The sequence below is a fragment of the Janthinobacterium sp. GW822-FHT07H11 genome (assembly GCF_058798615.1).
On the sequence record NZ_CM179507.1, the window covers coordinates 1,189,551 to 1,209,427 of the forward strand.

Annotated in this window: 17 protein-coding genes; 12 read left to right on the top strand and 5 right to left on the bottom strand. The window is 63.0% G+C overall.

Annotated features, from left to right (window positions below; translation table 11 throughout):
- Positions 1-84 precede the first annotated feature (84 nt).
- The 11 genes from tyrS (at position 85) to AC3RCJ_RS05355 (ending at position 9,279) form a co-directional block, all read left to right on the top strand.
- A complete protein-coding gene (gene tyrS, locus AC3RCJ_RS05305; protein WP_092803795.1) occupies positions 85-1,350 on the top strand; it encodes a tyrosine--tRNA ligase in 1,266 nt (421 codons plus the stop codon).
- Positions 1,347-1,796, top strand: coding sequence for a D-aminoacyl-tRNA deacylase (gene dtd / locus AC3RCJ_RS05310; RefSeq protein ID WP_492959834.1), 450 nt, complete (start codon positions 1,347-1,349; stop codon positions 1,794-1,796). Before tyrS ends, dtd begins: the two co-directional genes overlap by 4 nt.
- A 26-nt stretch (positions 1,797-1,822) precedes the next feature.
- Positions 1,823-2,467 carry a YbhB/YbcL family Raf kinase inhibitor-like protein gene (locus tag AC3RCJ_RS05315; protein ID WP_492959832.1) on the top strand — a complete coding sequence of 215 codons (645 nt, stop codon included), beginning with the start codon at positions 1,823-1,825 and terminating at the stop codon, positions 2,465-2,467.
- A 3-nt stretch (positions 2,468-2,470) separates the two neighbouring features.
- The gene (locus AC3RCJ_RS05320) at positions 2,471-3,115 is read left to right on the top strand and encodes a histidine phosphatase family protein (RefSeq protein WP_492959830.1); all 645 of its coding nucleotides are present in this window, start codon (positions 2,471-2,473) and stop codon (positions 3,113-3,115) included.
- A 108-nt stretch (positions 3,116-3,223) separates the two neighbouring features.
- Positions 3,224-4,276 (top strand): tRNA dihydrouridine synthase DusB, encoded by a 1,053-nt coding sequence (gene dusB / locus AC3RCJ_RS05325; RefSeq protein ID WP_492959828.1) that lies wholly within the window; start codon positions 3,224-3,226, stop codon positions 4,274-4,276.
- Positions 4,277-4,443: 167 nt separating this feature from the next.
- Positions 4,444-4,677 (top strand): helix-turn-helix domain-containing protein, encoded by a 234-nt coding sequence (locus tag AC3RCJ_RS05330; RefSeq protein WP_008445162.1) that lies wholly within the window; start codon positions 4,444-4,446, stop codon positions 4,675-4,677.
- A 106-nt stretch (positions 4,678-4,783) separates the two neighbouring features.
- Entirely contained in the window at positions 4,784-6,370 is a 1,587-nt protein-coding gene (purH, locus tag AC3RCJ_RS05335; RefSeq protein ID WP_492959826.1) for a bifunctional phosphoribosylaminoimidazolecarboxamide formyltransferase/IMP cyclohydrolase, read from the top strand.
- 183 nt (positions 6,371-6,553) lie between these two features.
- Positions 6,554-7,093, top strand: a complete 540-nt coding sequence (gene ruvC, locus AC3RCJ_RS05340; protein WP_492959824.1) for a crossover junction endodeoxyribonuclease RuvC — start codon at positions 6,554-6,556, stop codon at positions 7,091-7,093.
- A 42-nt stretch (positions 7,094-7,135) separates the two neighbouring features.
- A complete protein-coding gene (gene ruvA / locus AC3RCJ_RS05345; protein WP_034784779.1) occupies positions 7,136-7,714 on the top strand; it encodes a Holliday junction branch migration protein RuvA in 579 nt (192 codons plus the stop codon).
- A gap of 6 nt (positions 7,715-7,720) precedes the next feature.
- Positions 7,721-8,776, top strand: coding sequence for a Holliday junction branch migration DNA helicase RuvB (gene ruvB, locus AC3RCJ_RS05350; RefSeq protein WP_034749202.1), 1,056 nt, complete (start codon positions 7,721-7,723; stop codon positions 8,774-8,776).
- Positions 8,777-8,808: 32 nt separating this feature from the next.
- Positions 8,809-9,279: a YaiI/YqxD family protein gene (locus AC3RCJ_RS05355; protein ID WP_492959968.1), complete on the top strand. Its 471-nt coding sequence runs from the start codon at positions 8,809-8,811 to the stop codon at positions 9,277-9,279.
- Positions 9,280-9,319: 40 nt separating this feature from the next.
- On the opposite strand, the gene AC3RCJ_RS05360 is transcribed toward AC3RCJ_RS05355, so the two are convergent.
- From AC3RCJ_RS05360 to AC3RCJ_RS05375, 4 genes are all read right to left on the bottom strand, one after another.
- Entirely contained in the window at positions 9,320-10,468 is a 1,149-nt protein-coding gene (locus AC3RCJ_RS05360) for an OmpA family protein (protein ID WP_492959821.1), read from the bottom strand.
- Between the two features lie 13 nt (positions 10,469-10,481).
- The gene (locus AC3RCJ_RS05365) at positions 10,482-12,257 is read right to left on the bottom strand and encodes an ice-binding family protein (RefSeq protein ID WP_492959819.1); all 1,776 of its coding nucleotides are present in this window, start codon (positions 12,255-12,257) and stop codon (positions 10,482-10,484) included.
- Positions 12,258-12,528: 271 nt separating this feature from the next.
- Positions 12,529-12,996: a DUF2147 domain-containing protein gene (locus AC3RCJ_RS05370; protein ID WP_492959817.1), complete on the bottom strand. Its 468-nt coding sequence runs from the start codon at positions 12,994-12,996 to the stop codon at positions 12,529-12,531.
- Between the two features lie 113 nt (positions 12,997-13,109).
- Positions 13,110-15,929: a valine--tRNA ligase gene (locus AC3RCJ_RS05375; protein ID WP_492959815.1), complete on the bottom strand. Its 2,820-nt coding sequence runs from the start codon at positions 15,927-15,929 to the stop codon at positions 13,110-13,112.
- Positions 15,930-16,603: 674 nt separating this feature from the next.
- Here AC3RCJ_RS05375 and AC3RCJ_RS05380 point away from each other — a divergent pair.
- The gene (locus tag AC3RCJ_RS05380; protein WP_492959813.1) at positions 16,604-17,659 is read left to right on the top strand and encodes a porin; all 1,056 of its coding nucleotides are present in this window, start codon (positions 16,604-16,606) and stop codon (positions 17,657-17,659) included.
- Here the strand turns inward: AC3RCJ_RS05380 and AC3RCJ_RS05385 are convergent.
- Positions 17,656-19,740, bottom strand: a complete 2,085-nt coding sequence (locus AC3RCJ_RS05385; RefSeq protein WP_492959811.1) for a putative bifunctional diguanylate cyclase/phosphodiesterase — start codon at positions 19,738-19,740, stop codon at positions 17,656-17,658. The genes AC3RCJ_RS05380 and AC3RCJ_RS05385 overlap by 4 nt on opposite strands.
- Positions 19,741-19,877 lie beyond the last annotated feature (137 nt).

Consider the following 19,877-nt stretch of genomic DNA (forward strand, 5'->3'; position numbering starts at 1 on the left):
GCTCATACGGCAAGATTGATGGGATCGAGCATTATAACAAACTCCGCAAACCAACTACCATTTTGAGATATACAGTCAAATTTTATGGAAATCAACACCACCGCATCGCCTACAAAGGCTAACGCAGCTCAGACCGCGCTTGTGCTGTCGGACAGAGTACAAGAAGCCCTCGCGATTACCAAGCGTGGCGTCGACGAACTCTTGATCGAAAGCGAATTTGCGCAAAAATTGGCGCGCTCCGAGAAAACGGGCGTTCCGCTGCGCATCAAACTGGGCCTGGACCCTACCGCACCAGACTTGCATCTGGGTCATACCGTGGTACTGAACAAGATGCGCCAGCTGCAAAACCTCGGCCATCAAGTCATTTTCCTGATCGGTGACTTCACTTCCATGATCGGCGACCCTTCGGGCCGCAACGTCACGCGTCCGCCGCTGACGAAGGAACAGATCGAGATTAACGCGATGACGTATTTCGCGCAAGCATCTTTGGTGTTGGATGCCAGCAAGACCGAAATCCGCTATAACTCGGAGTGGTGCGATCCGCTGGGCGCGCGCGGCATCATCCAGCTCGCTTCCCACTACACGGTGGCGCGCATGATCGAGCGCGACGACTTCACCAAGCGCTTCCAGGGCGGCATTCCGATTTCCGTCCATGAATTCCTGTACCCGCTGATGCAGGGCTACGACTCGGTGGCCCTGAAATCGGACCTGGAACTGGGCGGCACGGACCAGAAGTTCAACCTGCTGGTGGGCCGCGAACTGCAAAAGCAGTACGGACAGGAGCAGCAGTGTATTTTGACCATGCCGCTGCTGGAAGGTTTGGACGGCGTGGAAAAAATGTCCAAGTCGAAGAACAACTACATCGGCATCACGGAGCCGGGCAACACCATGTTCGCCAAGCTGATGAGCATTTCCGACGTCATGATGTGGCGCTACTATGAGCTGCTGTCGTGGCGCTCGATCGCCGAACTGGCCCAGCTGAAGCGCGAAGTCGAGGAAGGCCGCAATCCGCGCGACGCAAAGGTTGCGCTGGCGCAAGAGATCGTCGCCCGTTTCCATTCGCAGCAGGCGGCCGAAGATGCGCTGGCCGACTTCGTCAACCGCTCGAAGGGCGGCATACCCGACGATATCCCGGCGGTGACCCTGGCCGGCGCCCCGCTGGGCATTCCGCAATTGCTGAAACAGGCGGGCCTGTGCCCATCGACGTCGGAAGCCATGCGCAAGATCGACCAGGGCGGCGTGCGCATCGACGGCACCGTCATCAGCGACAAGGCGCTGCAAGTGGCGGCGGGCGAATTCGTGTTGCAAGTTGGCAAGCGCAGTTTCGCGCGCGTCACCTTGACGGCATGATCGCGCTGCTGCAGCGCGTCAAGCAGGCCAAGGTCGACGTCGGCGGCGCCACCGTCGGCGCCATCGACGCCGGCCTGATGGTGCTCGTGTGCGCCGAGCGCGGCGATACGGAAAAGGAAGCGGACGCCCTGCTGGCCAAACTGCTCGGCTACCGCGTGTTTGCCGATGCGGCGGGCAAGATGAACCGCAGCGTGACGGACGTGGCCGGCGGCTTGCTGCTGGTGCCGCAGTTCACCCTGGCGGCCGACACCAAGTCCGGCACGCGCCCGTCGTTTACGCCGGCGGCCGCGCCGCAGGACGGCTTGCGCCTGTTCACGCATTTCGTGGAGCAGGCGCGCGGCCGCCATGCGACCGTGCAGACGGGGCAGTTCGGCGCCGACATGCAGGTGTCGCTGACGAACGATGGCCCCGTCACCTTCTGGCTACAAGTAAACGCAAAGCAATAACTAAAAAATATAAGGAGGAGCAAGCGATGAAATTGTGGAGCGAGACGTTTCGTGATGGCGGCCTGATGCCGGCCGACCATGCCTTTGCCGAGATCGATCCGGCCAGCCGCGTGCGCCTCGCCGGCAACCGCAATCCCCATCTGGCCTGGGACGAGGTGCCGAACGGCACCGAGTCGCTGGCCCTGTTCTGTATCGATCCCGATGCGCCGCAGGACGGCAGCCTGGTCAATGTTGAAGGCCAGGTCTTGCCGCTGGCGGCGCCGCGCGGCGATTTTTATCACTGGAGCTTGCTCGACGTGCCGCCCGCCCTGCGCTCCATTGCCTCCGGGGAATTTTCCAGCGCCGTCACGCCGCGCGGCAAGGCGGCCGGCACGGGCAATGCGCTGCAATTGCGCCAGGGCCTCAACGACTACACGGGCTGGTTTGCCGGCGATGCCGCCATGGCCGGCGATTATTACGGCTATGATGGCCCGTGCCCGCCGTGGAACGACGAGCGCATCCACCATTACATTTTCCGCCTGTATGCGCTCGACGTGCCGCGCCTGGAGCTTCCCGAGCGTTTCACGGGGCAGCAAGCCCATGCCGCGCTCTACGGCCACATCCTCGACGAAGCCCAGCTCGTCGTCGCCTACTCGCTCAATCCCGAGTTGGCACTTACTCTGAAGAAATAACGCATGCGCACCACGATCTTACTGATACGCCATGGCGAAACGGCCTGGAATGCGGGCCGCCGCCTGCAGGGCCATATCGACATCGCCCTGAACGAGGCAGGCCTGGCGCAAGCGGCCGCGCTGGGGCAGGCGCTGGCGGACGAACCGCTGGCCGCCATTATCGCCAGCGACTTGCAACGGGCGCAGCAGACGGCGCAAGCCGTTGCTCAATTGAAAGATTTACCCGTGCAGACGGACCCCTTGCTGCGCGAGCGCTGCTATGGCGCTTTCGAAGGCTTGCTGTATGCGGACATCGCCGCGCGCTATCCGCATGAGTATGCGCAATGGCAATCGCGCCAGATCGACGCCGTCATGCCGTCCGGCGAGCGCCAGGCGGAGAGCTTCCGCCAGTTCTATGCGCGCGCGAATGGCGCCATCGCCCGCTGGGCCGCGCAGTATGAGGGCCAGACGATCGCCATCGTGGCCCACGGCGGCGTGCTCGAGTGCGCCTACCGCGAGGCGGTCGGCATGACGCTCGACAGCCCACGCGACTTCCAGGTCAAGAATGCCAGCGTGAACCGTTTTTCTTATGCGGACGGCAAGCTGCATTTGGTGCACTGGGGCAATATCGAACATTTGAGCGCGCCCGCGATGGACGAGCTGGGCTAGGGGCTGGCCAGCGCCACTCTGGCGCACTGAGCCAAAAAAATAGTGCTTATTAAATAGGCAGGGAATCGGTTAAAATAGCAGGTTCCTCCGTCCATTCCAGGTTCTTCAGTGCAAATCGGCCCTCACATTCTGCGCAACAACGTTTTCGTCGCCCCCATGGCCGGTGTGACGGATCGGCCTTTCCGCCAGTTGTGCAAGCAGCTCGGTGCCGGTTATGCCGTGTCGGAGATGGCGGCGTCGAATCCGCGCCTGTGGGCGACGGAAAAAAGTTCGCGCCGCACGGACCATGCAGGCGAAATGGAGCCGAAAGCCGTGCAGATCGCCGGTGCCGATCCGCAAGACCTGGCCGACTGCGCCAAGTTCAACGTGGACCGGGGCGCGCAGATCATCGACATCAACATGGGTTGCCCCGTCAAAAAGGTGTGCAACAGCTGGTGCGGTTCGGCCCTGCTGCAAGATGAAAGCCTGGTCGAAAAGATCCTGCACGCCGTCGTCAAGGCCGTCGACGTGCCCGTCACCCTGAAATTTCGCACGGGCTGGAACCGTTCCAACAAGAACGCTCTCACCATCGCCCGCATCGCCGAGCAGGCCGGCATCCAGATGCTGACCCTGCACGGCCGCACGCGCGCCGATGGCTACAAGGGCGATGCCGAATATGAAACCATTGCCGCCGTGAAAGCATCGGTGGGCATCCCCGTGGTGGCCAATGGCGACATTACCAGCCCGGAAAAAGCCCGCTTTGTGCTCGATCAAACGGGCGCCGATGCCGTCATGATCGGCCGCGCGGCGCAGGGCCGGCCGTGGATTTGCCGCGAGATCGACCATTTCCTGCGTACCGGCACCTTGTTGCCGGCGCCGTACGTGGATGAAGTGCGCACCCTGATGGACGAGCATTTGCGCGCCCATTACGCGTTTTATGGCGAATTCCTCGGCGTGCGCACGGCGCGCAAGCACATCGGCTGGTACGTCAAGGATCTGGAGGGCGGCGAAGCGTTCCGCCAGGAAATGAACTTGCTGGAGTCGACGGAGGCGCAATTGCTGGCCGTCGATCAATTTTTTGAGTCGCAATGGAAATTTGGCGAACGGTTACAATACCGCCTCTCCGAATCCAGTGAAAGTGGCCTGATCGATGTGATCAACCCGATAGCCACGGCAGCATGAGCAGATAGCAACAAGCAGGTAAATCAGTTACCAGTAATACAAGGGCGAGCGCCTATACAGAGCGTCATGCAATATTAATTACAACACCGAGGCAAGAGGGCAGCACGCGGACCGCATGAGCGGCGCGGCACCGGATGGCCAGGTGTTCAGCCGGTTGAAGCATACAAATGAGCAAAGAAAGCATTCAGGAAGTCGTACAGAAAAGTCTAGAAGATTACTTCAATGACCTGGGCGAACAGCAAGCATCGAATATCTATGACATGGTCGTGCTGACCGTGGAAAAGCCCATCCTGGAAGTCGTGATGACACGCGCCGATGGCAACCAGTCGCACGCCGCGCAGATGCTGGGCATCAACCGCAATACCCTGCGCAAGAAATTGCAGGAGCACGGTTTGCTGTAATGCCGGCATGCAAGTGACGCCAAGATTTGAATCCGCCGCAGCGGGCCGGCCCGATAGCTGAGCGCTGCGCCATTCGCCAAGAACACTTAACCACCTAGCCACAGCCATGATCAAACAAGCTCTCCTCTCCGTTTCCGACAAGACCGGCGTTCTCGACTTCGCCCGCGCCCTGTCCGCGCTCGGCGTTAACCTCCTGTCCACCGGCGGCACCGCCAAATTGCTGGCAGACAACGGTGTTCCCGTCACGGAAGTCGCCGATTACACGGGTTTCCCGGAGATGCTCGATGGCCGCGTGAAGACCCTGCACCCGAAAGTGCACGGCGGTATCCTGGCGCGCCGCGATTTCCCTGAGCACATGTCGAAACTGGTCGAGCACGACATGCCGACCATCGACATGGTGGTCGTCAACCTGTACCCGTTCCAGGGCACGGTGGCCAAGGCCGATTGCACGCTGGAAGACGCGATCGAAAACATCGATATCGGTGGCCCGACCATGCTGCGCTCGGCAGCCAAGAATCACAAGGACGTGGTCGTCATCTGCGACCCGACCGACTACGACGCCGTGCTGGCGGAGTTGCGCTCGGCCGACGGCAAGGCTGGCGACGTCAGCTATGACACCAAGTTCATGCTGGCGAAAAAAGTCTTTGCGCACACGGCGCAATACGACGGCGCCATCACCAACTACCTGACCAGCCTGGGCCCGACGAAGGTGCACGCCGAGCGCGGCGCCTATCCGCAAATCTTGAACGTTGCATTTGAGAAAGTGCAAGACATGCGCTACGGCGAGAATCCGCACCAGAGCGCCGCCTTCTACCGCGACCTCGTCACCATCGATGGCGCGCTGGCCAACTACCGCCAGCTGCAAGGCAAGGAATTGTCGTACAACAACATCGCCGACGCCGATGCGGCCTGGGAATGCGTGAAGAGCATGGGCGGCTTCGAACAGAGCGCTGCCTGCGTCATCGTCAAGCATGCGAACCCATGCGGCGTAGCCCTGGGCAAGAATGCGGCCGAAGCGTATGCGCGCGCGCTGCAGACGGACCCGACTTCCGCATTCGGCGGCATCATCGCGTTTAATACCGAACTCGACGGCGCCACCGCCGGCGAAATCGCCAAGCTGTTCGTGGAAGTGCTGATCGCGCCATCGTTCTCCGCCGAAGCGAAACAGATTCTGTCGAGCAAGCAAAACGTGCGCATGCTGGAAATTCCGCTGGGCTCGGGCGTCAACGCCATGGACTTCAAGCGCGTCGGTGGCGGCTTGCTGGTGCAATCGCCGGACGCGAAAAACGTCGGCATCGGCGACTTGCGCGTGGTCAGCAAGCTGCAGCCGACGCCACAGCAATTGTCCGACCTGATGTTCGCCTGGAAAGTGGCGAAATTCGTCAAGTCGAACGCCATCGTCTTCTGCGGCAATAACATGACCCTGGGCGTGGGCGCCGGCCAGATGAGCCGCATCGATTCGGCCCGCATCGCCTCGATCAAGGCGCAGAACGCGGGCCTGTCGCTGACCGGTTCCGTGGTGGCGTCGGACGCCTTCTTCCCCTTCCGCGACGGCCTCGACGTCGTCGTCGATGCGGGCGCGACCTGCGTGATCCACCCGGGCGGCTCCATGCGCGACCAGGAAGTGATCGATGCGGCGGACGAGCGCGGCGTGGTCATGTTGTATACCGGAACGCGTCACTTCCGTCATTGATATAGTGAAGAGAGTAGGTCGGATTAGCGGTACGCGTAATCCGACATGCGTCGCCAGCTGCGCTTGTCGGATTACGCGCGGCCTTCGGCCCCGCTAATCCGACCTACGGCTTCTCGATAAAGTACTCAGCGGCAGGCACCGGTTATTCACCGGTGCCTGCCGTATTCATTATAGAATCTGGCGATGATTATTCTTGGCATCGATCCTGGCCTGCGCACGACCGGCTTTGGGGTCATTGAAAAACACGGCAACAAGCTGCGCTATATCGCGTCGGGGACCGTCAAGACTGCCTCCGAGGGTGAATTGCCGCCGCGCCTGAAGATCATCCTGCAGGGCGTGAGCGAAATCGTCGGCACCTACCGGCCCGACTGCGCGGCCATCGAAAAAGTGTTTGTCAACGTCAACCCCCAATCGACCCTGCTGCTGGGGCAGGCACGCGGCGCGGCCATTTGCGCACTCGTCAATTCTGACCTGTCGGTGGCCGAATACACGGCCCTGCAAGTGAAACAGGCCGTCACCGGCCACGGCAAGGCAGCCAAGGAGCAGGTGCAGGACATGGTGTCCCGGCTGCTGTCCTTGCCTGGTTTACCCGGCACGGATGCGGCCGATGCGCTGGGCGTGGCCATTTGCCACGCCAACAGCATCGATGCGCTGGCCATGCTCGGCGCGCTGGCGCCCCAGTTGCAGGGCTTGCGCATGAAGCGCGGCCGGTTGGTGGGATAGCTGCATGGCCCTCATATATACATACAACATTAGGAACACGCGATGATAGGCCGTCTCTCCGGTATTTTGCTTGAAAAAAATCCGCCACAATTGCTGGTCGATTGCCAGGGCGTCGGCTATGAAGTCGACGTGCCGATGAGCACCTTTTACAACTTGCCCCACGTGGGCGAAAAAGTCGTGCTGTTCACGCACCAGGCCATCCGCGAAGATGCGCACCTGCTGTTTGGCTTCGGCAATGCGGCCGAGCGCGCCGTGTTCCGCCAGTTGATCAAGATCACGGGCGTGGGCGCGCGCATGGCCCTGTCGATTCTGTCCGGCATGACGATCGCCGACCTGGCGCAAGCGATCACCTTGCAGGATTCCGGCCGCCTGGTGAAAGTGCCGGGCATCGGCAAGAAGACGGCGGAACGGCTGTTGCTGGAATTGAAGGGCAAGATCGGTGCGGATCTCGGTCCGCTGGGTGCGCACGCGGCGCCCGATGCGCAATCGGACATCCTCAACGCGCTGGTGGCGCTCGGCTACTCGGACAAGGAAGCGCTGGCCGCCGTGAAGAACGTGCCGGCCGGCAGCGGTGTGTCGGATGGCATCAAACTGGCGCTGAAAGCGCTGTCGAAAGGCTGATAACGCATGAGCATCCAGACCGACAGCTTCACGGAACAGCGCATCATCGACGCGGCGCCCATCTCGCACAACGAAGAGGCGATCGAACGGGCCTTGCGGCCCAAGCAGTTAGATGAGTACGTGGGCCAGGAAAAGATCCGCGACCAGCTGGAAATCTTCATCACGGCCGCGCGCCAGCGCAAGGAAGCGCTCGATCACACCTTGCTGTTCGGCCCGCCGGGCCTGGGCAAGACGACCCTGGCGCACATCATCGCGCGCGAAATGGGGGTGAACTTGCGCCAGACCTCCGGCCCCGTGCTCGAGCGCCCGGGCGACCTGGCGGCGATCTTGACGAACCTGGAAGCGAACGACGTCCTGTTCATCGATGAAATCCACCGCCTGTCGCCCGTCGTCGAAGAAATCTTGTATCCGGCGCTTGAGGATTATCAAATCGATATCATGATCGGCGAAGGCCCGGCTGCCCGTTCCGTGAAACTCGATCTGCAACCGTTTACATTAGTGGGCGCCACCACGCGCGCCGGCATGCTGACCAATCCGCTGCGCGACCGCTTCGGCATCGTCGCCCGGCTCGAGTTCTATAACACGGGCGAATTGACGAAGATCGTCACGCGCAGCGCCGCCTTGCTGAAGGCCCCGATCGACCCGGAAGGCGCGCATGAGATCGCCCAGCGCGCGCGCGGCACGCCGCGCATCGCCAACCGCCTGCTGCGCCGCGTGCGCGATTTCGCCGAGGTCAAGAGCAATGGCGAGATCACCAAGGTGGTGGCCGACCGCGCGCTGGCCATGCTCGACGTCGATTCCGCCGGCTTCGACGTGATGGACCGTAAATTGCTCGAAGCCGTGCTGTTCAAGTTCGGCGGCGGCCCCGTCGGCATCGGCAACCTGGCCGCCGCCATCGGCGAAGCGGCCGATACCATCGAAGACGTGCTGGAACCTTATCTGATACAGCAAGGCTTTTTGCAGCGCACGCCGCGCGGCCGGGTCGCCACGCCTGCCGCCTACCTGCACTTCGGCGTCAGCGCGCCGCGCATGGGCCCGGGCGGCGAAGCGTGGGAACTGTGATGGCGGACGAGGGAAGGCCTGGCATGCCGGGTATGCAAATCTGGATCGATGCCGATGCCTGTCCCGTGGTCATCAAGGACATCCTGTACCGCGTGGCCGACCGGCTGGAGTTGCCGCTCACCCTGGTGGCGAACCAGGGCTTGCGCGTGCCGCCGTCGCGCTTCATCCGCACCGTGCAAGTGCCGTCGGGCGCGGACGTGGCCGACCAGGAAATCGTGCGGCTGCTCAATCCCGGCGACCTGGTCATCACGGGCGACATCCCGCTGGCCGCCGACGTGCTGGCCAAGGGCGGCTTTGCGCTCAATCCGCGCGGCGAGTTTTATACGAAAGATAATATCGCCCAGCAACTGACGATGCGCGCCTTCATGGAAGAATTGCGCAGCGGCGGCGTGGACACGGGCGGCCCGGCCGCCTTCAGCCAGTCGGACCGGCAGCAGTTCGCCAACAGCCTGGACCGGCATCTGAGCAAGCATCACCGCAAGCCGGCAGCGCCGCAGACGTAAAAAAACCGGCGCAAGCCGGTTTTTTTTGTGCGCGTCAAACTTAACGCATGACTTTGCGCGTGCCCACCACTTCCACCGTCACGCGGCGGTTCTTGGCGCGGCCGGCGGCACTCGTGTTGTCGGCCACGGGCTGCGTTTCTCCCTTGCCTTCCGTGTAGACGCGGTTCGTTTCCACGCCTTGCGCCACCAGGTAAGCCTTGACGGCTTCGGCGCGGCGCAGGGACAGTTTCTGGTTGTAGGCAGCGGAACCGACGGCATCCGTATGGCCCACCGTGACGATCACCTCCACATCCATGCCGTGCAACTGGCCCAGCAGCTGGTCCAGCGCCGCCTTGCCTTGCGGCTTGAGCGTCGATTGATCGAAATCAAACAGCGCCTCCGCGGCAAACGACACTTTTTCCGAGACGGGGGCCGGGGCCGGTTCGGCCACGGCGACGGGCGCCGGCATGCTTTCGCTGATCGGCGGCAATGCCGCCGGTGGCGCGGGCTGGTAGGCCGGCGTGGCGCTGGCCGGGCGGCCCAGTTTATACACGAGGCTGACGGAATACAGGTCCGCATCGCCGCGGTTGCCGACGGCATCGTTCACGCGATAGCGCTCCACTTCGCCGCGCAGGGCCAGCGCTTCGCTGAACTTGTATTCCAGGCCCAGGCCCAGCTTGGCGTTGAGCTTGCGCTCGCTCGCATGCATGTTGGACGAACCCAGCAGGCGGTTGCCGCTGAACTCCGTGCTGGTCTTCGTGTAATGCATGCCGACGCGGCCCAGCAGTGACAAACGCTGCGACAGCGGAAGCTGGCCCAGCAAGTCCAGGTTCACGCCGCGAAAGCCCGCTTGCCCGTTGAGTACGCCGTTGCCGCTGGTGGTGGACTGGAAGTCGAACTTGCCCAGGTCAAAGTAGCCCGCTTCCACGGCGACATACTGGTTCAGTTGCCGGCCGACAAACAGTTTATAGCCGGTGTCGCGCTGGTCCTTGGTGAAACCGGTGACGGTTTCGCCGTTGGCGGCCAGGCTGGCGCGCAGGCGCGGTTCGTCGATGGTGGCGCGCGACTGGCCCACGCCCGCGCCGATGTACCAGGCGCTGTTGGCCCAGTCCGGGTTGATGAAGGTGTTGTCCTGCGCCTGCGCCGAGTGGGCCGCCAGCAAGGCGCCGGTCATCACGCTCAGGGCGCCCAGTGTGTGTGCGATCGTCATGGTCATGTCCCGTTTATTTGGTGATCTGGTTGTTGCGCAGGGTGACGGCGGCAGCCGTCAGCACGCGGCCGTTGAGCAGGGTCGTGTTGTCGCCCACCGTGATGGCGGCCGACTGGCCCAGGATGTTGCCCTTGAAGACGCTGTTGGCGGCCAGGGTGGTGGGGCCGACGGGCAGCCAGCTGACGTTGTCGGCCGTGGCGCCATTGTTCAGGGCCACCACCGAGTTGACGGTCGAATCGAGCGTCAATGCCGTGCGGAAGATGTACACGCCGGGACCGTTCAGGGTCAGCGTGCCCGTGATGCTGATGGCGCCCGCATAGCAATACACGCCGGGGCCGAAGGTCTGGCCGCCCAGATCGATGCCGCCGGCAAAGCTGACGTCGCAGGTCCGGCTGTTGCCGTCCGTGATAGCCGCTTGCAGATCCGTCATGGCGCCGGCCAGGATGGCGCCCGACTTGTAGTTATTGAAACCGGCCGCCTGGGTCGGATCGACCGTTTGCGATGGCGCGCCGACGTCGCCCGTGATCAAGGTGGTGCCGCCCGAATTGTTGGTGATCGAGGTGCCGGCCAGCACGCCGAACGGTGCCGCGCGGCCCAGGATGATCGGGTTGAGGACGGGCGGGATGGCGACTGCCGTAACGGTCAGCAGCGCGCTGCCCGACTGGCCGCCGGCCGTGGCCGTGATGCTGCTGGTGCCGGCGGCGATGCCGGTGGCGATGCCCGTGTTCAGTACCGTGGCGTTGGCGACGGTGCCCGAAGTCCAGCTGGCGCTGTTGGTGATGATGGCGCTTGAGCTGTCGGAATAGCTTGCCGTGGCAACGAATTGCTGCTGGGCACCGACGGCGACGCTGGCGGTGGCTGGCGTGACGGCGATGCTGACCAGGGTAAGGGCAGGGACGGTGACGGTGGTGCTGGCGGTCTTGCCGTTGAAGCTGGCGTTCATGACGCTGCTGCCAAAGGCAACGCCGGTGACGCGGCCGCTGCTGGCGACCGTGGCCGCCGCTGGCGTGACTGACACGAAGCTGCTGCCGGCCGTGACGTCAGCGGTGCTGTTGTCCGAGTAGGTGGCGATGACGGCCAGCTGGCGCGTGGCGGCCACCGGCACGATGGGGTTTTGCGGCGTGACGGCGATCGACAGCAAGGTCGCTGGCCTGACGGTCAGCACGGTGCTGCTTGTCAGCGTGCCCGTGCTGGCCGTGATCTGCGTCGTGCCGGCAACCTTGCCCAGCGCCAATCCGCCGGCGCCGATGCTGGCCGTGGCGGGACTGGCGGAAGCAAAGGCCGATATGCTCGTCACGTCGCGCGCGGAGCCGTCGCTGAAGCTGCCCGTCACCGCAAATTGCTGCGTGGCGCCGATGGCGATCGATGGCGCGAGCGGCGTGAGGGCGATGGCCGTCAAGGTGGCGGGCGAGACGGTCAACTGGGCCGCTGCGCTCTTGCCGCCGAACGCGGCAGCGATGCTCGAGGTGCCTGCAGCGATGCCGGTGCTCAAGCCCGTGCCCGCATTGACGCTCGCGCTGGCCGGCGTGGCCGACGTCCAGGCCGCCTTGGCGCTGACGTCTTGCGAGGAACCATCGCTATACGTGGCGACGGCCGTGAATTGCTGGCCGGCACCGATAGCGACCGTGGCCGTGGCGGGCGTGACGGCCAGGCTGGACAAGGTGGCGCCCGGCAAGCCGAGAATGGGATCGCGTCCCTGGTCGCCGCCGCCGCAGCCGGCCAGGATGGCCATGGCCAGCAAACCGGCCGGGACGAGCAGCGGGCTCAAAAATCGCTTGAAGAGTGTCATATAGTTCCTTTGTGCATGGCAGTCATTGCCGGGCATCCGCGGATGAGGTCATCCGGCAGAGCCATGCCGCCTTTCGCTGCAGGGCGATGGCGTCACAGGCATGCACTATTTCATTTAGGAAACTTCAAGTATGTTCGGTGGCGCGCATAGGCTGCCGGGATGGGCAGATAGCGTCAAAAATGTGCACTTCGGCCTGGAAAACAACAGCAGGGCAGGCGGACAGGCGCAAAAAAAGCCGGCGGGGCCGGCTTCGGTCGGGAAGCGATGAGGTTTATTCTTCGCGCACCCACGTCTGCGAGCGGCCAAACATCGGCACGCCCACATAGCCGCGCACTTGCAGCTTGGTGCCGCCTTCAATCAGTTCGGCCTTGCTCTTGTAGGTCTTGCCATTGGCCGGGTCCATGATTTCGCCGCCCGTCCATTCCTTGCCGTCATATTTCAGGCCGGACAGGATCACCATGCCGACGATGGGCTGGTCTTTCTTGGCGCCCGTACACTTGTCGCACTTGGGGTTTTGATCTTCGTCAGGCCCGCGGAACAGCTTGTCGATCTTGCCTTGCAAGACGCCGTTGCTTTCCGTGATGACGATCAGCGATTTCGGCTTGCCGCTGGCGTCGTCGATGGTTTTCCACGTGCCCACGGGGGTGTAGTTGCCGTCGCGCGCGGCGGCGCTGCCGGCGATGGCCAGGGCGGCCACCATGATGCTTGCTGTGATGCTTGCTTTGAATATTTTATGCATTGCCAGTCTCCAATGGTTTTTTTGATCGGGTCACGAACAGTTATATACCAAGGCAAGACCAGCAGTGCTGCGCGGCGTCACGGATGACGCCGCGCAATCCTTCCCAGCTTGCCTTATGCGCTGGCTAGTTTAGCAAACTGTTCGCGCAGTTTTTCAATTGTCGCCGAAAAACTGAGCAAACGCTCGTTTTCTTGCGCAACGATGGCGGCCGGGGCGCGCGCGACGAAGCTTTCATTGCCCAACTTGCTGTTGACCTTGGCAATTTCTGCTTCGATGCGGGCGATTTCCTTGCCCAGGCGCTCGCGTTCGGCAGCCACGTCGATTTCCACTTTCAGCATCAGCTTGGTGGTGCCGACGATGGCGACGGCCGCTGGCGAGTCCGGCAAGGCATCGACGATCTGCACGTCGGCCAGCTTGCCCAGCGACTGGATGTACGGCGCGTACGAGGCCAGCGCGGCCTTTTCCGTCGCATTGCCCGCTTCGACGATCAGCGGCACGCGCACGGATGGCGAAATCTGCATTTCACCGCGCAGGTTGCGCGTCGCATCCGTCAAGGCCTTCAGCTGCTGCATCCACGCTTCGGCCGACTCGTCGAGCTTGTCGGTGTTGGCGATCGGATACGGCTGCATCATGATGGACACGCCCTTGGGCTCACCGTCGGCCTTCGGCAGCTTGCCGGCCAGCGGCGCAACGCTTTGCCACAGCGCTTCCGTGACAAACGGGATGATCGGATGGGCCAGGCGCAGCACCACTTCCAGCACGCGCAGCAGGGTGTGGCGGGTGGCGCGCTGCTGGCCTTCCGTACCCTGCTGTACCTGGACTTTCGCTACTTCCAGGTACCAGTCGCAATACTCGTCCCAGACGAATTTGTAGATCGATGCGGCGATGTTGTCGAAGCGGAAGTCTTCGAAGCCCTTGGCCACGTCCAGCTCCGCTTTTTGCAGCAGGGAAATAATCCACTTGTCCGCTTGCGACAGATCAACATCGTTGGCCGTGCAATCCTTGCCTTCCGTATTCATCATGACGAAACGCGTGGCGTTCCACATCTTGTTGCAGAAGTTGCGGTAGCCTTCGCAGCGGCCCAGGTCGAAATTGATGTTGCGGCCCAGCGAGGCATAGCTGGCCATGGTGAAGCGCACGGCGTCCGTGCCGTAGGCCGAAATGCCTTCCGGGAATTCCTTGCGCGTCGCCTTGGTGATCTTTTCCGCGTCGCGCGGGTTCATCAGGCCCGTGGTGCGCTTGACGATCAAGCCTTCCAGGTCGATGCCGTCGATCAGGTCGATCGGGTCCAGCGTGTTGCCCTTCGACTTGGACATCTTCTGCCCCGTCGAGTCACGCACCAGGCCGTGCACGTAGACGGTTTCAAACGGTACCTTGCCCGTAAAGTGCGCCGTCATCATGACCATGCGCGCGACCCAGAAGAAGATGATGTCGAAACCCGTGACCAGCACGGACGAGGGCAGGAAAGCCTTCATGTCCGGTGTTTCTTCCGGCCAACCCATGGTCGAGAACGGCACCAGGGCCGACGAGAACCACGTGTCGAGCACGTCGTCGTCGCGCTTCAAGGGGCCCGTGCTGCCGGCGGCCAGGGCCTTGGCTTCCGCTTCGGCTTGCGTTTTCGCAACAAAGATATTGCCCTTGTCGTCGTACCAGGCCGGGATCTGATGGCCCCACCACAGCTGGCGCGAGATGCACCAGTCCTGGATGTTGTTGAGCCACTGGTTGTAGGTGGTGCTCCAGTTTTCCGGCACGAACTTGATTTCGCCATTGGCGACCTTGTCCAGCGCCGTCTCGGCGATCGACTTGCCTGGGAAGAAAGTGCCTTCCGGGGCCGGTTTGCTCATGGCGACGAACCACTGGTCCGTCAGCATCGGCTCGATGACGACGCCCGTGCGGTCGCCGCGCGGCACCATCAGCTTGTGCGGCTTGACCTGTTCCAGCAAGCCTTGCGCGTCGAGGTCGGCGACGATCTGCTTGCGCGCGGCGAAGCGGTCCATGCCGCGGTAAGCCTCGGGCGCGTCGTCGGTGATCTTCGCATCCAGGGTCAAAATGACGATCTGCGCCAGTTTGTGGCGCTGGCCGACGGCGTAATCGTTCATGTCGTGCGCCGGCGTGATCTTCACGCAGCCGGTGCCGAATTCCTTGTCGACGTATTCGTCGGCGATGATGGGGATTTCGCGGTCCGTCAATGGCAGTTTCAGCATCTTGCCCACCAGCGCCGTGTAGCGCTCGTCCGTCGGATCGACGGCCACGGCCACGTCGCCCAGCATGGTTTCAGGACGCGTGGTGGCCACCGTCAGGAAACCGCTGCCGTCGGCCAGCGGGTATTTGATGTACCACATGGAGCCGTCTTCTTCTTCCGACACCACTTCCAGGTCGGACACGGCCGTGCCCAGCACGGGGTCCCAGTTCACCAGGCGCTTGCCGCGGTAGATCAGGCCCTGCTCGAACAGGCGCACGAAGACGTCGGTGACGACTTTCGAGCGCGGTTCATCCATCGTGAAGTATTCGCGCTGCCAGTCGGCCGAGGCGCCCAGGCGGCGCATCTGGCCGGTGATGATGGAACCCGATTTTTCTTTCCATTCCCACACTTTTTCCACGAATTTCTCGCGGCCCAGGTCATGGCGCGAAATCTTTTGCGCGTCCAGCTGGCGTTGCACGACGATTTGCGTGGCGATGCCCGCGTGGTCGGTGCCCGGTATCCAGGCCGTGTTGTGGCCCAGCATGCGGTGGTAGCGGGTCAGGCCATCCATGATGGTCTGGTTGAACGCATGGCCCATGTGCAGGGTGCCGGTGACGTTCGGCGGCGGCAACTGGATGCTGAAGGAAGGTTTTCCGGCATCGAGGGTGGCGGTAAAGTAACCGCGCTGTTCCCACTCGGTGCGCCAGAATTGTTCAATGTCGGCGGGCTCGAAAGACTTGGCTAATTCCATGATTTGGCGTGTGATTGGCAAAAGGAACCATTATAGATGACACGGCAACGCCTGCAGCGTGGCAACAAGCCTTTTTCAGTGTTTTGGCGGCCTGGCGGGCCGCGAACTAAGTAATCCTCAGGAAATTATTGTGAAATTATGACGAACAGAACCGGATGCTATGCAAGGCGCCAGCCGCGACGCAGTGCGAGCACTGCTAGCAGCGGGCAACGCCGCAGAGCGCCGGTTATGGAAGTCAGAAATCACAATAATTTATTGGGGCTTACTTAACAACAGAGGGCGCAATAAAACGGGGCTGAAAGGGCGGCCGATGCTATAATGCCGGCCTCGGCGCCTCCTGCCCCATCCTTGCGGACGGCGCCAGCAGACGCGGTTGCATAGCAGTTTCATATCCAGCACTCGTCCGCGTCTCAAGGCCAGCGCATCAGCGATGCCAGCCACCTTCAGTGCGTCCCCTCCGGGCCGGGCGCCTGAGCCACGCGCACCGCCAGCGGTGCACCATTCACGGCGGAATCAAAGCGGAGCCTCATCGCTCGCCGCTGCCGCCACAGCTTAGCCAGGATCTGTTGTCCGGCGCGTCGTCTTGTGATACGGCACCCCCGCATGGCGCCTTGCCGCCTGTGGCCCCGCCGTGGCCGCCGCTTTCCTGGTTTCGCTTTTACAAGGAAATCATCATGAAAAAAATCGCCATCTTTGCCGGTCTTGCGACCACCCTGGGCGCCTTGCCTGCCGCCCACGCCCAGTCGTCCGTCGCCCCGTCTTCCGTTACCATGTATGGCCTGATGGATGCGGGCCTGGTGCAGGAAGGCGGCGTCAGCAAGCTCACCAGCGGTATCTCGGCCGGTTCGCGCCTGGGCCTGCGCGGCACGGAAGCGCTGGGCAATGGCTGGCAAGCCGTGTTCACCCTGGAAGCCGGTGTCCTGAGCGACACGGGCCGCTCGGACCAGGCGGGGCAATTGTTTGGCCGCCAGGCCTTTGTCGGCATCGACAGCCCGCTGGGCATGCTCACCGTGGGTCGCCAGTACAACCTGCAAAGCCAGGCCCTGACCGACGTGGCAGACCCGTTCGAAGGCGGCTTTGCCGGCGCGGCGACCAACCTGGCCGGCTATTCGGCCACGCGCATCGACAACACCGTGCGCTACACCTCGCCCGAGCTGCGCGGCGTCACCGCCACGGTGATGTACGGTTTTGGCGAACACACGGGTATGGTGGCGGATCAACGCTCGCTGGGCCTGTCCCTGGGCTATGTCAATGGTCCTTTGACCCTGCGCCTGGCGCGCCAGAGCCGTGGCGGCGAGCCGGGCAAGGCCGACGCGAACAACACTATCCTCGCAGGTAATTACAACTTCGGCGTGGCCACGGCGTTTGGCGGCTATGGTCGCAACACGGGCGAGGGCAGTTCCCTGTTCTTCGCGGAAAATCCGTATGGCGCGGCGCAGGCGCCCACCGCTTCGACGGACAGCCGCGACGCCATCGTCGGCGTCTCCGTGCCGCTCGGCGCGACCACCGTGCTGGCTTCCTATGTGCGCAAGGATGACCGCAATGCGGCCAACCGCGATGCGCAGCAGCTGGCCATCGGCGCCACGTACGCCTTGTCCCAGCGCAGCAAGGTGTATGTTGCCTATGCGCACATCCGCAACCGCAACGACGCCGCCTACATGGTGGGCAACGCCACGGAAGTGGGTACGGGCAACCGCGCCTTCAACATCGGCATGCGCCACTCTTTTTAAGCGGGCAGCATTTTTCTCTGCAGTAATAGTTGCTCGAAGGCGGGTGCGGCCAGCGGACGGCTGAACAGATAGCCCTGCATCTGGTCGCAGCCGTGCTGGCGCAGGAAGGCCAGCTGCTGCGGCGTTTCCACGCCTTCGGCAATCACCTTCAGGCGCAGGCTGTGCGCCAGCGAAATGATGGCGCGCACGATGGCCGCGTCGTCGTCGCTGTGCGTGATGTCGCTGACGAAGGTCTTGTCGATTTTCAGCACGTCGATGGGAAAGTGGCGCAGGTAGGCCAGGCTGGAATAGCCGGTGCCGAAGTCGTCGATGGACAGTTGCACGCCCAGCGCCTTGAGCTTGCCCATGATGGCCGTGGCTTGTTCCACGTCATGCATCACCATGCTTTCCGTCAATTCCAGTTCCAGCTGGGCCGCCCCGAGGCCTGTTTCCTCCAGCGCCTGCGCCACCGCGTGCAGCAGGTTTTTCTGCTTGAATTGCCGTGCCGACAGGTTGACGGCCAGGCGCAGCGGGCCATGGCCTTGCAGTTGCCAGGCGCGTGCCTGCGCGCAGGCCGTGCGCAGGACCCAGTCGCCGATGGGGATGATCAAGCCCATTTCCTCGGCCAGGCCGATGAAGCTGGCCGGCGCGATGCGTCCCAGCTGCGGATGCTGCCAGCGCAGCAGCGCTTCCATGCCCACCACCCGCCCGCTGGACAGTTCCAGCTGCGGCTGGTATTCGAGGTGGAACTGGCCGCGCGCCAGGGCGTGGCGCAATTCGCTTTCCAGTCCCAGCCGTTCCAGGGTGCCCGCATTCATGCCCGAGGCATAGAATTGCCAGTGGCCCCGTCCCTGTTCCTTGGCGCGGTACATGGCGATGTCGGCGTGCTTGATCAGGGTATCGGCATTACCGCCATCGTCGGGATATACGGCCACGCCGATGCTGCAGCTGAGAAAAAATTCATATTCGCCCAGCTGCAGCGGCTGCGCCACGGCGTCGAGGATGCGCTGCAGCATGGCCGGCCCCGGCTCGCCGTTGCCATGCTGGGGCAGCAGCAGCACGAATTCGTCGCCACCGAGGCGCGCCACCGTGTCGACTTCGCGCGTGGCGCAGCGCAGGCGCTCGGCCACGTTTTTCAGCACGCTGTCGCCCGCGTCGTGGCCCAGGGTATCGTTGACGAACTTGAAACGGTCAAGGTCGATGAACACCACCCACAGCGGCAACTGGTTGCGCCGTGTCACGGCCATCGCCTGTTCCAGCCGCTCGCGCAGCAGGGCGCGGTTGGCCAGGCCCGTGAGGATATCGTGCCTGGCCTGGAATTCCAGTTCCTGCTCGAAGCGCATGACGGTGCTGATGTCGTATTGCGCCACGACAAAGTGACTGACGGCGCCATCGCCATCGTCGCGCACGGGCGCGACGAACAGCTCGCTCCAGTAACTGCTGCCATCCTTGCGCGCATTGCGCACGATGGCCTTGCCTTCGCGCTGTTCGCGCAGGGCGGCCGTAATGGCGTGCATGTCCTGCCGTCCTTGTCCCTGTCCCTGCACGTCTTCCAGGCGCTGTCCGATGACTTCGCCGGCCGCATAGCCGGTGATGCGCTCGAAGGCGGGATTGACGTACTCGATCAGGTAGCCCGGCGCGTCGGCGCTGCACAGGATGATGGCATTGGCCGACACTTCGATGATGCGTTCGCGCAAGCGCAGCGACTTTTCATTGTGCATGCGCGCGGCGATGTCTTCGGACAGGCGCAAATTGGCGAACTGCAGCGCGGCCGTGCGCTCGCCCGTGATGCGGGCAATGACGCTGTTGCGCGACACCAGTTGGTATACATAGGCGGCCGCCAGCAGGCTCGACAGCACTCCGCCCAGCAGCACGTACAGCGAACCGCGGCGGTTGGCGTCCAGGCTCATGCCGTGGGCCGGCAGCATGGCCGCGCCCAGCGTCTTCATGCTGGCGTGGTCCTGCAGCAGCAGGCGGGCGGTTTCCGCTTCGATCTGCCGCGCTGAGGCATAGCACAGCGCCGTCAGGCACAGTCCGACGGCCAGCGTGATCAGGGCCGACGTGGAGACGGAAATGGAGATGCGCTTGAAGAATGATTGCATGATGGCGTCCGGTAGCAGCGCCGGCGCCGATCCGTGATACGGCAGCCCTGGCAGTGATGGACTGTAGGGCGGCAAGCGCCGCGGGGTCCGTTCGCTACCGAACGGACGGTCATGCCAACAAGAAATATAGTCGGACC

Coding starts and splice junctions, on each gene's coding strand:
- ruvB (WP_034749202.1), top strand. CDS start 7,721: ATGAGCATCCAGACCGACAGCTTCACGGAACAGCGCATCATCGACGCG.
- AC3RCJ_RS05360 (WP_492959821.1), bottom strand. CDS start 10,468: ATGACGATCGCACACACACTGGGCGCCCTGAGCGTGATGACCGGCGCC.
- ruvC (WP_492959824.1), top strand. CDS start 6,554: ATGATTATTCTTGGCATCGATCCTGGCCTGCGCACGACCGGCTTTGGG.
- ruvA (WP_034784779.1), top strand. CDS start 7,136: ATGATAGGCCGTCTCTCCGGTATTTTGCTTGAAAAAAATCCGCCACAA.
- AC3RCJ_RS05320 (WP_492959830.1), top strand. CDS start 2,471: ATGCGCACCACGATCTTACTGATACGCCATGGCGAAACGGCCTGGAAT.
- purH (WP_492959826.1), top strand. CDS start 4,784: ATGATCAAACAAGCTCTCCTCTCCGTTTCCGACAAGACCGGCGTTCTC.
- AC3RCJ_RS05355 (WP_492959968.1), top strand. CDS start 8,809: ATGCAAATCTGGATCGATGCCGATGCCTGTCCCGTGGTCATCAAGGAC.
- AC3RCJ_RS05330 (WP_008445162.1), top strand. CDS start 4,444: ATGAGCAAAGAAAGCATTCAGGAAGTCGTACAGAAAAGTCTAGAAGAT.
- AC3RCJ_RS05375 (WP_492959815.1), bottom strand. CDS start 15,929: ATGGAATTAGCCAAGTCTTTCGAGCCCGCCGACATTGAACAATTCTGG.
- dtd (WP_492959834.1), top strand. CDS start 1,347: ATGATCGCGCTGCTGCAGCGCGTCAAGCAGGCCAAGGTCGACGTCGGC.
- AC3RCJ_RS05385 (WP_492959811.1), bottom strand. CDS start 19,740: ATGCAATCATTCTTCAAGCGCATCTCCATTTCCGTCTCCACGTCGGCC.
- AC3RCJ_RS05365 (WP_492959819.1), bottom strand. CDS start 12,257: ATGACACTCTTCAAGCGATTTTTGAGCCCGCTGCTCGTCCCGGCCGGT.
- tyrS (WP_092803795.1), top strand. CDS start 85: ATGGAAATCAACACCACCGCATCGCCTACAAAGGCTAACGCAGCTCAG.
- AC3RCJ_RS05380 (WP_492959813.1), top strand. CDS start 16,604: ATGAAAAAAATCGCCATCTTTGCCGGTCTTGCGACCACCCTGGGCGCC.
- AC3RCJ_RS05370 (WP_492959817.1), bottom strand. CDS start 12,996: ATGCATAAAATATTCAAAGCAAGCATCACAGCAAGCATCATGGTGGCC.
- AC3RCJ_RS05315 (WP_492959832.1), top strand. CDS start 1,823: ATGAAATTGTGGAGCGAGACGTTTCGTGATGGCGGCCTGATGCCGGCC.